At 72.3% G+C, this 10,563-nt stretch carries 9 protein-coding genes; 8 read left to right on the top strand and 1 reads right to left on the bottom strand.

What is annotated here, in order from left to right:
* Positions 1–646 precede the first annotated feature (646 nt).
* The 3 genes from I6A81_RS02375 (at position 647) to I6A81_RS02365 (ending at position 7,015) form a co-directional block, all read left to right on the top strand.
* Positions 647–3,454: a transglycosylase domain-containing protein gene (locus I6A81_RS02375; RefSeq protein ID WP_307874414.1), complete on the top strand. Its 2,808-nt coding sequence runs from the start codon at positions 647–649 to the stop codon at positions 3,452–3,454.
* A 175-nt stretch (positions 3,455–3,629) separates the two neighbouring features.
* Positions 3,630–5,819 (top strand): glycosyltransferase 87 family protein, encoded by a 2,190-nt coding sequence (locus I6A81_RS02370; protein WP_203006236.1) that lies wholly within the window; start codon positions 3,630–3,632, stop codon positions 5,817–5,819.
* Positions 5,816–7,015: a hypothetical protein gene (locus I6A81_RS02365; protein WP_407661233.1), complete on the top strand. Its 1,200-nt coding sequence runs from the start codon at positions 5,816–5,818 to the stop codon at positions 7,013–7,015. The genes I6A81_RS02370 and I6A81_RS02365 overlap by 4 nt, the downstream gene beginning before the upstream one ends.
* Here I6A81_RS02365 and I6A81_RS02360 read toward each other — a convergent pair.
* Positions 6,990–7,298: a hypothetical protein gene (locus I6A81_RS02360; protein WP_203006235.1), complete on the bottom strand. Its 309-nt coding sequence runs from the start codon at positions 7,296–7,298 to the stop codon at positions 6,990–6,992. The genes I6A81_RS02365 and I6A81_RS02360 overlap by 26 nt on opposite strands.
* Before the next feature lie 291 nt (positions 7,299–7,589).
* Here I6A81_RS02360 and I6A81_RS02355 point away from each other — a divergent pair, with 291 nt between their 5' ends.
* The 5 genes from I6A81_RS02355 (at position 7,590) to rplI (ending at position 10,041) form a co-directional block, all read left to right on the top strand.
* On the top strand, positions 7,590–7,991 hold the full coding sequence (locus I6A81_RS02355; RefSeq protein WP_203006234.1) for a hypothetical protein: 402 nt from the start codon (positions 7,590–7,592) through the stop codon (positions 7,989–7,991).
* A gap of 194 nt (positions 7,992–8,185) precedes the next feature.
* Positions 8,186–8,515, top strand: coding sequence for a 30S ribosomal protein S6 (gene rpsF / locus I6A81_RS02350; RefSeq protein WP_285222999.1), 330 nt, complete (start codon positions 8,186–8,188; stop codon positions 8,513–8,515).
* Between the two features lie 26 nt (positions 8,516–8,541).
* Entirely contained in the window at positions 8,542–9,141 is a 600-nt protein-coding gene (locus I6A81_RS02345; RefSeq protein ID WP_203006233.1) for a single-stranded DNA-binding protein, read from the top strand.
* Between the two features lie 179 nt (positions 9,142–9,320).
* The gene (rpsR, locus tag I6A81_RS02340) at positions 9,321–9,575 is read left to right on the top strand and encodes a 30S ribosomal protein S18 (protein WP_203010074.1); all 255 of its coding nucleotides are present in this window, start codon (positions 9,321–9,323) and stop codon (positions 9,573–9,575) included.
* A 16-nt stretch (positions 9,576–9,591) separates the two neighbouring features.
* Positions 9,592–10,041 (top strand): 50S ribosomal protein L9, encoded by a 450-nt coding sequence (rplI, locus tag I6A81_RS02335; RefSeq protein ID WP_203006231.1) that lies wholly within the window; start codon positions 9,592–9,594, stop codon positions 10,039–10,041.
* The last annotated feature ends 522 nt before the right edge of the window (positions 10,042–10,563 follow it).

Genomic DNA, 10,563 nt, shown 5'->3' with positions numbered 1-10,563 from the left:
GGCCCCCCAGCCCCGCCCCGCCGCGGGGGCGCGGGGCGCCCCGACCCCCCTGGAACCCAGGTGGAACCCGTAAACCAGGGGCAGGCCCGATCCGAGGTCAGGATCGCAGCCGGGGTCTCATGAACGTCCCGGGGGCGACCATCGCCGCTCCGCCGTCGGGGCGCTGAGCGCCCCGACCCCCCTGGAACCCGGGTAGAACCTGGAAACCCGGGGCGGGCCCGGTCCGAGGTCGGGGTCGTGGCCGGGGCGCGTGAGCTACGCGGGGCAGTGTGACGTGACGAGGACCGGACGCCCGGAGGGGGGCGTCCGGTCCTCGTCGCGTCCGGGGCGGGGCCGTGGGCAAGGCAACCTCATGCCGACCTCTGACGTCTGCTTGGGGGCCAGGCAGATCCGCTCGCGGGCATCCGCGGCGGGCCGCTGGTCGCCGGCCACCCGTCCGGTCAACGAGGACCAGGGCGGGGGTTCTACGGCGGAATAAATCAGAACGTGTCGGACAGGGGTGCTGACGGTGTCGTCGCGCCGACATGAGACCCTGGACTGCCATGTACCGAACGCGGCCGAGCATCCTGCCCTGTCCTGGCCGCGGTGCGGGAAGGACGGGACGGCTTTGAGCCTGCCGAACGATCAGGAACCTGTCCGTCGGCGCGTGACGCCCCCCGAGGGCCAGCAACGCGGCTACGACGGCCGAACCGCGGATCGCGCCGGACGCCCCGACACGATGGGCCGGCCCGCGTGGTCCGACCACCCCGACGGGCCGGACCGGCCGGCGCGGCCGATGACCGAGCGGCCCGAGCGGCCACCGGCCGGGGAGCGTCCGGCCACCGGCCGCGGTCCCCGCCCCGGCACCGCCGGCCGGCCACCGACGGACCGTCCCTCATACCACCCGCGCGCCACGGCCAACCGGACCGGTGGCGACACGCGCCGCGGGGCCGCCTCGGCCACCAGCACGATGGCCGTCGGCGACCGGGGCCGGGGCATCTCCGACAGCGGCCGGCGCCCGATGCACCCTGCCGAGCGCGACGCGCTCTACGACACCGTCGACCAGGCCGCGCTCAGCAAGATCGAGCTGCAGGACCGGGACGAGGAAGCCACCACCTACCGCCGGGTCGGCGTCGACGGCACCGGCGGCACGGGCGCGCGCCGGGCGGCCGGGACGGGTGGACGGCACGCGACCGGGCCGGACGGGCGGCGCGGCCCCACCGGGCCGAACCGGCCCGGCGCGGCCGCGGCGAACGGCACCGCGAAGCCCGGCCGCCGGCTGGGCACACGCGGGCCGAAGTGGTGGCGGGCCCGGCCGCTGTGGCTGCGCCGGCTCGTGGTGTTCGGCTTCCTGTCCTTCGGGCTGCTGATGGTCGCCGGGATGGCGACCATCTACGCGGCGACCAAGGTGCCGCTGCCCGAGAACATCAAGACCGACCAGGCCTCACTGATCTACTACGCGGACGGCAACTCGGAGGTCGCCCGGTTCAACAGCGACATCGACCGGTACGACGTCCCGCTGGCAAAGATCTCCAAGGACCTGCAGCACGCCGTGCTGGCTGCCGAGAACAAGAACTTCTACAACGAGCCAGGCATCTCCTACCGCGGCATCGCGCGGGCACTCTGGGTCAACGTCAAGGGTGGCGAAATCGCGCAGGGCGGTTCGACCATCACCCAGCAATACGTCAAGAACGCCTTCCTCACCCAGGACCGCACCTTCACTCGCAAGATGAAGGAAGTCGTGATGGCGGTCAAACTGGATAAGAAGTACTCGAAGGACCAGATCCTCGAGTTCTATCTGAACACGATCTACTTCGGGCGGGGCGTCAACGGCATCGAGGCCGCGGCCCAGGCCTACTTCGGCAAGCATGCCGCCGATCTCAACGCCGCCGAGAGCGCGGTCATCGCCGGTCTCATCCGCAACCCGAACAACCTCGACCCGGTGAAGAACCCGGACGACGCCAAGAGGCGCTGGAACGAGGTCATCGACACGATGATCGCCCAGGACTGGCTCAAGGAACGGCCGGCCTACCCGGAGAACGTCCTGCCCACGAAGCCCAGCGCGAACAGCACGGCGCAAGAGGAGTACATCAAGCAGCAGGTCCTCAAGGAGCTCGAGGCGCAGGGCATCACCGAGGACCAGATCAACACCGGCGGCCTGCGGATCATCACCACGATCGACAAGAACGCCCAGGACCAGGCGGTCGCCGCGGTCAACCAGGTGCTGCAGGGCCCGCTGGCCCAGCACCCCGACGTCCGGCCCGGACTGGTGGCGCTCAGGCCCGGCACGGGTGAGGTGCTCGCCTGGTACGGCGGCCCGTTGTACGGCAAGGATCCCGCGACCGGCCAGGAGCGATATCTCGACAACGTCTCCGACGCGAAGATCATGTCCGGCTCGACCTTCAAGGTCATCACCCTGGCCGCGGCACTGGAACAGGGCGTCAGCCTGAAGTCCACGTTTGCCTCACCCAGACGGGTGGAGCTGGAAAACCCCGGTGGCGACACGTATGTCGTGAACAACGACGAAGGCGAACCGGACGAAGTCAGCCAGGACCTGATCAAGGCCACCGCGATGTCGACCAACACCGTCTACGTGCCGCTGGGCAAGCAGATCGGTATCGACAACGTCGAGGAGATGGCCAAGCGACTAGGCATCACCTCGGAAATCAAACCGGGCCTGGCCGGCATGACCCTCGGGCATGACACCCTTCGCCCGGTCGAGATGGCCACGGTCTACAACACGTTCGCCGGGGGCGGCGTGCGGGCGGACACGCACGTCGTCAAGGACGTCCTGAACTCCAGCGGCCACTCGATTCTCCGGCCTTCGCCCAACGCGAAGAAGGTCCTCGACGGCCACATCGTGCGGGACACGACCTACGCGCTGGAGCAGGTAATCAAGAGCGGTACCGGCCGACGGACCGCGCAGCTGGCCGACAACCGGCCCGCCGCGGGCAAGACCGGCACCGTGCAGGAGTACGCCGCGGCCTGGTTCTGCGGCTACACACCACAGATCTCCTCCTGCGTCAGCGTCTTCCGCGGCGACGCGCTGTTCGACGGCGAACATCCCAAAGCGGGGCACTCCCTCGCCGGCCTCCTGAACGGCAGGGGCGTCTACGGCGCCGACTGGCCGGCGCAGATCTGGAAGGCGTTCATGGACGGCGCCCACCGGGGTCTGGAGATCAAGCAGTTCGAGGCGCCGACCTACGAGGGCGAGATCCAGACCTTCACCCCGTCGCCGACCCCGACTCCGACCGACCTGCCGACCACGCCGGCCAGCGACGGCCTCCTGCCTGGCCAGCCGGGCTACACCTTCGACCCGGCCGACCCGTTCGGCTGGAACCGGAACCGCAACAACAACGGCGGCAACGGCGGCAACGGCGGAACCGCGAGTCCAAGCCCGTCCCCGGCGCCCAGCCCGACCCCCGAACGACCTGGCGGGATCCTCGACAACCTCCCCGGCACGGACGACGACTGACCTGGCCGGGCGGACAGCGACCGATCGGGCGGGGGTGGCTACTTACTCCCGCCCGATCGGCGTTTCTGTCCCGGTGCGGCCCGTCATCCGTCGCATGCGTGGCTCGCGCGGTGGTGGCGGACCCGCGGCGTAAGGGCTGTACCACAATGGGGCGCATGACGACGGCGGGACTGGGATGAGGGACGGCGACGTCACGGTGACCGAGGCGCCGGCGGCACCGGCCGCCGGGGAGCTGGGCGCCCAGGATGCGGCCGCGGCGGTCAGCCCGAGCCGAGAGGACCCGGTGGTCCGCGCGACGAGCGAGCTCGTCGGCGGGCCGCCCGGGCGGCACGCGGCCCTTCCCGACCGGCGGAGCTGGTGGACGCCGCTGCGGATACTGCTCGCGCTGACGATCCTGGCCAGCGGCCTCGGCTACGCGCAGAAGGCGACCTGCCGGGACACCCGGAACTGGGCGCACGAGTACCAGTACACCCGGATGTGTTACTCGGATGTCGTCGCCCTCTACTCCCAGGAGGGCCTGTCCGGCGGCAAGGTGCCCTTCCTGGACTACCCGACCGAGTACCCGCCGCTGATCGGCCTGACCATGGAGGTGGTCGCCGAGGTCGCGGGCCTCGCCCCGGCGCAGCGCCCGGTCTACCGCGAGGAGAACAACCAGCAGGTCCTCGACCACTGGACCATCGACTCCCGGTCCGCGCTGTTCTACGACCTGACAGCGGTGCTCTTCCTCTGCCTGGCCTGCCTCACCGTCGTGCTCACCGCGCGCGCCGCCGGGCGGCGACGGCCCTGGGACGCGGCGCTGTTCGCGCTCGCGCCCGTCCTGGTGCTGCACCTGCTGACGAACTGGGACATGGTTGCGGTCGCCCTCGCCGCCGCCGCGGTCTACGCCTGGTCCAGACGCGCGCCGGTGGCCGCCGGCGTCCTGCTCGGCCTCGGCGTGGCCACCAAGCTCTACCCGGCGCTGTTCCTGGTAGCGCTCGGCGTGCTGTGCCTGCGCACCGGCCAGGTGCGCGCCTTCGCGCGCACGCTCGCCGCCACCGCGGCGACCGTCGTGGCCGTCCTCCTGCCGACCTGGCTGCTCGCCGGCTACTTCAACGACCAGCACGAGAAGGTCTCCGACGGCATCCTGCCGACCTTCTGGTCGGGCGGGGACTGGGTCGCGCTGCTCGACGGCAACGTGGACGGCGCCCGCAACGCGGTGACCCGTTTCTTCGTCCTCAACCAGGAGCGCCCGGCGGACTGGGACTCGCTGGCGTTCGGCCTGCAGTGGCTGGCCGGCGCGTACGACCCCGGCTGGTTCGGCGGGGTGCACCTGGCTGTCATGCTGCTCGCCGCGCTGGCGCTCGGCGGCGCCGTCTACTGGCTGTCCCGCGGGCCCCGGTGGGAGCGGTGGCCGACCCCGCTGTACGCGGGCGCCGCCGCCAGCGGCGCCTGGCTGCTCATCGCCCTGGGCTGGCCGCCGTTGCTGACGGCGGTGCGGGAAAAGGGCATCCCGCTGAAGACGCTGAACTCGGTGACCGCGGTCGCCCTGATCGCCGCGATCGCCGGGATCGCCGCCCTCTGCTGGTTCGCGCCGCGCCGCCCCCGGCTGCCGCAGGTGCTGTTTCTGCTGGTCGTCGCCTTCCTGGTGACCAACAAGGTGTACTCGCCGCAGTACAGCCTGTGGCTTCTCCCCCTCTACGCGCTCGCCCGGCCCAGGTGGCGGATCTTCCTGGTCTGGCAGGTCGCCGAGGCCTACGTCCTGTTCACCCGGTTCATGCACTTCATCTACAACGACACGAACGGCGGGCGCGGGATGGGCCGCGGCTGGTTCGTCGGCGCGGTGACGCTTCGCGACCTCGTGCTGTTGGTGATCGCCGCCCTGGTGGTCCGCGAGATCCTGCGCCCCGAACTCGACGCCGTGCGGGCCGTCGGGCTGGACGACCCGGCCGGCGGCCCGCTCGACGGCGCGCCGGACGTCCACGACCAGCGGCGGCTCGGATGGCCGCCGCGGCTGGCCCCGCGGCCGGCGGCCGACGCCGGGGAAAGGGCCGTCGCGCTGGCGGGCGGCGCCGACGAGACCCGGCCCGACCGGGACCCCGGTTCCCCTCACGAGCTTGGAGCGCTGTTCCGGCCCCGCGGGGGCGGTCCCAACCCGGGCGACACCGGCGGCATCACGGTCGGGCTGCCGGCCGACGAGCCCGGCGACGCCGGCGAGGAGCCGCCGGACCGGGACGCCGGCGGGTCCGCGAGGCTTGGCGCCCTCTTCCGCCGCCGGCCCGATCCAGCCGACCAGGCCAACGAGGCCGGCGACGCCAACCCCGACGCCGACGAGTCCAGGCCGGGATCGCTGTTCCGGCCGCGCCGGCGCGGTCACGAGCCGAAGTGACGTCCCTGCGCGAGCCCGGATCGCCGGTCCGGTCGACGGCGGCCGATCGGCCGGCACGATCCCTGCGGTCCCTGTGGTCCCGGCTGCCCGAGGCCGCGCGGGCGACGCTGCCCGTCTGGTGCGCCAGCCGGGTCGCCGTCGCGCTGCTGTCGCTGGCCGCCGCGCGCGTCACCGTCGAGGGGGCGCTCGGTTCGGTGCCGCGCTTCACCCAGCTGTGGGACCGCTGGGACGTCGGCCTGTTCACCAAGGTCGCGCGCTACGGTTACGTCTCGCCTCACTACGCGGACCGCACCGAGGTCGACTTCCCCGCTTTTCCGCTGGCCATCCGACTGGTCCATTTCTTCGTCCGGGACTGGATCGTGGCGGGGCTTCTGGTCGTCTTCCTGGCCGGAGCGGTCGCGATGGCGGCGATCTGGCGGCTGGCCGCTGACGAGGGCGGCCCTGCCGGCGGCCGGGCCGCCGTGCTCGCGGTCATCTTCACGCCGTACGCGGTCTTCTTGTTCGCCGGCTACTCCGAGGCCCTCTTCCTCGCGTTCGCGAGCACCGCGTGGCTCGCCGGGCGTCGCGGGCGCTGGTGGCTCGCCGGGCTGCTCGCCGCCGGCGCCGCCGGGACCAGGATCACCGGCATCCCGCTGTGGTGCGGGATGGTCGTCCTGTACCTCGTGGAACGGCGCAGGGCGGGGCTGCCGGTGTTCGCCCGGCCCGCGCTCGCGCTGGCGCTGCCACCGCTGCCGGTCCTCGGCTTCCTCTGGTACCTGCACAGCAAGACCGGCGTCTGGAACGCCTACACGGACGCGATGCGGGACGGCTGGCACCGCTGGACCGACTGGCCGTGGGACGGCTGGCGGACCACCTGGGGGTCGGCGTTCCCGGGGCCGGACGGTTCGACGACGTTCACCTGGTTCTTCCGGGCCGAGCTGCTCGCCGTCGTGATCGGCGTGGTCGTCACGGTCCTGCTGCTGCGCGGCCGGCGCTGGGCAGAGGCGGCGTTCGTCGGCGCGGCGACCATCATGATGGCCTCGACCAACTACTACGCCTCCGGCGTGCGCACCATCCTGGTCGCCTTCCCGCTGTACCTGCTGCTCGCCCGGGCCGCCGCCCGCTTCCCCCGGCTCGCCCCGGCGTACCTGTGGCTGTCCGGCCCGCTGATGGCGGCGTTCGTCGTCGCCTTCACCCAGGGCCGCTGGGTGGACTGACGTCGGGCACCGGGTCCGGGCCGGCCGCCGGCCGGGGCGTCATCGATGACGGCGGCGGCCGGGTCGGGCGCGCGGGCGACGCGGACGGGGCTGGCGTCGGCGTCGGTCCCGGCACCGGACGGGCCGCGGACCAGGCGGCCGCCCGTGACGGGTCCTCCGTCGCCGGGGGACCGGCCACGCCGCCGGCCGCCGCCGGTGTCAGCGCCCCGCCGGTCACCAGTCCGTAGCCGGTGACGATGCCGCAGCCAAGCACGACCGCGACGACGACCGCCGGGAACGGCATCACCGGAGGGTCGCGTTCGGACTCCGACGACGGCCGCGCTCGCAAGGTTCGCACCGCCCTCGCTCCCCCTCGGACTCGTCGCCGGGACCGTAACCCACGGTGCTGGTCGTCGGGCCGAAAGCGGGAAACCGCTCGGCGGCCCGGACCGCCCAGCCGCGCTGGGCGCGGCGGCCGAGTGGTTCGCGGCCCTGATCCGGTCACTACCGCGGCGATTCCGGCCGCCTCGACGCGGGCGAGCACCACCGCCACCAATGAGTGTCATCGGTGGCTAGGTAGGCCAGGATGTGGACGATGAGTACCGACGGCCCCCCGGCCGGCCCGTCGGCCGGTGACGGCTCGCCAGAGGCGAGCGCTGCCGACGCGCGGCGAACCCCCCAGATCCCGATCGCCGGCCCGCCCAATCGCCTTCGCCGATCTGGCGGGGACCCTGCCGCCCATCGGGCAGGAACCACCCCGGATCCGGCGGGCACCCCGGCGCGGGAGCTGGCGTACTCGCTCGCCGGCGGGGCCGCGGCCGCGCTCGTGGCCGTCCTCGTGCTGGCCGCCGTCGACCCGTCTCCCGGGCGGCACGTCCGCGGGCTGCTGATCCTGATCGCGTTCGTCGGCCTGCTGGCCGTGGCCTGGGGATGGGCACGGACCGTCTGGCACGACCCGGTAGCGGCCAGGGATCAGGGCGCGGAGCACGTCGAGTAAGCTCGACGCGGCACAGGCGTGGCTGATCGCGCACCACAAGATCACGCATCACCGGATCACGCGATGCGAGATCACACGATACGAGATCACGCAGTACCTGGCCACGCACTACCAATGCTGCCAGTGGGCAGCATCGTCCCTCCTGCCACGGATGAAGTCCGTGGCCGCCGAGTCCACAGGAGGTGGGTTCAACCTTGGCACGCCACTATGAACTGATGGTCATCCTCGACCCGGATCTCGAGGAGCGCACCGTCGCGCCGTCCCTCGACCAGTTCCTGACCGTCGTCCGCAACGGCGGCGGAGCGGTGGAGAAGGTCGACGTCTGGGGCAGGCGCCGGCTCTCCTACGAGATCCGCAAGAGCCATGAGGGCATCTACGCCGTCATCGACCTGCACGCCGAGCCGGACATCGTCGCCGAGCTCGACCGGCAGCTCACGCTCAACGAGTCGGTCATTCGCACGAAGGTCATCCGGCTGCCGGATGTCAAGAAGCCGCGGGCCGCGCGTCGGCCAGTGGCGGCGTAAACACCCGCGGGACAGGGGGCACACCCATGGCCGGTGAGACCGTCATCACGATCGTTGGCAACCTGACCAGCGATCCCGAACTGCGGTTCACCCCGAACGGCGCGGCCGTCACGAGTTTCACGGTCGCATCCACCCCGCGGACCCTCGACCGGGCCACCAACGAGTGGAAGGACGGCGAGGCGCTGTTCCTGCGCTGCTCGATCTGGCGGCAGGCGGCCGAGCACGTCGCGGAGTCGCTGCAGAAGGGCGCCCGGGTCATCGTCCAGGGCCGGCTCAAGCAGCGCACCTTCGAGACCCGTGAGGGCGAGAAGCGCACCGTCGTCGAGCTCGACGTCGACGAGATCGGCCCGTCGCTGCGGTACGCCACCGCCAAGGTCGTGCGCGCCGCGCGCGGCGGCGGTCCCGGCGGCGGTGGCGGCGGCTACGACGGCCCGTCTGACGGCGGATACCGCGGTGGCGGTCCCGGCGGTGGCGGCGGTAGCAATGGCGGCGGCAATGGCGGTGGCGGTGGCTACCGGGGCGGCGGGGGCCAGGGTGGCTCCGCCGGCGGTGGCTACTCCGGTGGCGCCGTCGATGACCCCTGGTCGCAGCCGGCCGGCGGCTACTCCGACGAGCCGCCGTTCTAGCGCCCGTTCCCGGGTGTCCGCGCGTCCGCGCTTTTCTGTCGCCGGAAGCGGCTGCCCAGCCACCGGGCCGACCTGGACAAGGGCGGCCCTGGCGATGCGGACCGACCCCGCGACCGTGACCTTGGGCGCGGGGCGTCCGTCGGTGGGCGCGGAGCGCCCACCACACAGGCATCTGTCTGATCTATGATTTCACAAACCAGCCCAAAGCGGCAGTTCGCAAGCCGAAGAAGAAGGTTTGCGTCTTCTGCAAGGACAAGACCGACTACATCGACTACAAGGACACGCAGCTGCTGCGGAAGTTCATCTCGGACCGTGGCAAGATCCGTGCCCGCCGGGTCACCGGCAACTGCAGCCAGCACCAGCGTGACGTCGCCATCGCGGTGAAGAACAGCCGCGAGATGGCACTGCTGCCCTACACCTCGACCGCTCGCTGAGGAGGGTGACGCCGCCATGAAGCTCGTTCTCACTCAGGAGGTGCCGGGCCTCGGCAGCCCCGGCGACATCGTCGAGGTGGCCGACGGCTACGGCCGCAACTACCTCGTCCCCAGGCAGTTCGCGATCGTCGCGACCCGGGGTATCGAGCGTCAGGTCGAGCAGATCAAGCGGGCTCGCTCGGCCCGGGAGGTCCGTGACCTGGGGCACGCGCAGGAGATCGCCGAACAGCTGAAGGAGCTGTCGGTCACGCTGACCAGCCGGGCGGGCAAGGAAGGCCGGCTGTTCGGCTCGATCACCGCCGGCGACGTCACCGAGGCGGTCGCCAAGGCGGGCGGGCCGGCGCTCGACAAGCGCAAGGTCCAGCTGACCTCGCCGATCAAGGCCGTCGGCCAGCACACCGTCTCCGTGCACCTGCACCCCGAGGTGACTGCCCAGCTCAGCATCAAGGTCACCGCCAAGGCCTGACCTCGATGACCGGCCCGCTCCGGCCGACCTCCCGCGCGACGCGGGGGGGGGGGGCGCGGCGCCCCCCCCCCCCCCCGCGGGGGGCGGGAGGTCGGCCGGAGCGGCCACGCACGGCCGCTGCCCGGCGCCTCGGGGACCCCTCGGTCCCCGGGGCGCCGGGCAGCGCATTTCGGGCCTGAGCGGGGCTCGGCGCCGCCCTCCGGGCAGGCGTCCGGCCACCGCTTCCCTGGAGCGCGGCACGCCTACAGGCCCGTCCAGCGATCGCGCCGGTAGCGCGGCTCCCGATCCGCGGTCCTGGACCCGGGATCCGAACGGGCGGCCTGGGGCGCCGGACCCAGGTCCACATCCGCTGGTCATGACGGCGACAAGCGTCCTGAGCGGCGGTTCTGTACCGAGACCGACCCGCGGTGCCCTGGGGCTCGGATGCCGGCGAGCATCCCGCCATCTAGTGTCTTGAGTCGTTAATTCGTTGGCAGTAGGCGGCGAGGGTTTCGAGGATCTCGTCGGCGCTCTTCGTCCAGA

Origin of the sequence: Frankia nepalensis (genome assembly GCF_016786325.1) — a bacterium.
In the GTDB taxonomy this organism is placed as follows: domain Bacteria; phylum Actinomycetota; class Actinomycetes; order Frankiales; family Frankiaceae; genus Pseudofrankia; species Pseudofrankia nepalensis.
Note: the sequence above shows the minus strand (reverse complement) of the source record. Positions and strands in the feature narration are given on the sequence as shown.

Coding starts and splice junctions, on each gene's coding strand:
- I6A81_RS02370 (WP_203006236.1), top strand. CDS start 3,630: ATGAGGGACGGCGACGTCACGGTGACCGAGGCGCCGGCGGCACCGGCC.
- I6A81_RS02360 (WP_203006235.1), bottom strand. CDS start 7,298: ATGCCGTTCCCGGCGGTCGTCGTCGCGGTCGTGCTTGGCTGCGGCATC.
- I6A81_RS02355 (WP_203006234.1), top strand. CDS start 7,590: ATGAGTACCGACGGCCCCCCGGCCGGCCCGTCGGCCGGTGACGGCTCG.
- I6A81_RS02345 (WP_203006233.1), top strand. CDS start 8,542: ATGGCCGGTGAGACCGTCATCACGATCGTTGGCAACCTGACCAGCGAT.
- rplI (WP_203006231.1), top strand. CDS start 9,592: ATGAAGCTCGTTCTCACTCAGGAGGTGCCGGGCCTCGGCAGCCCCGGC.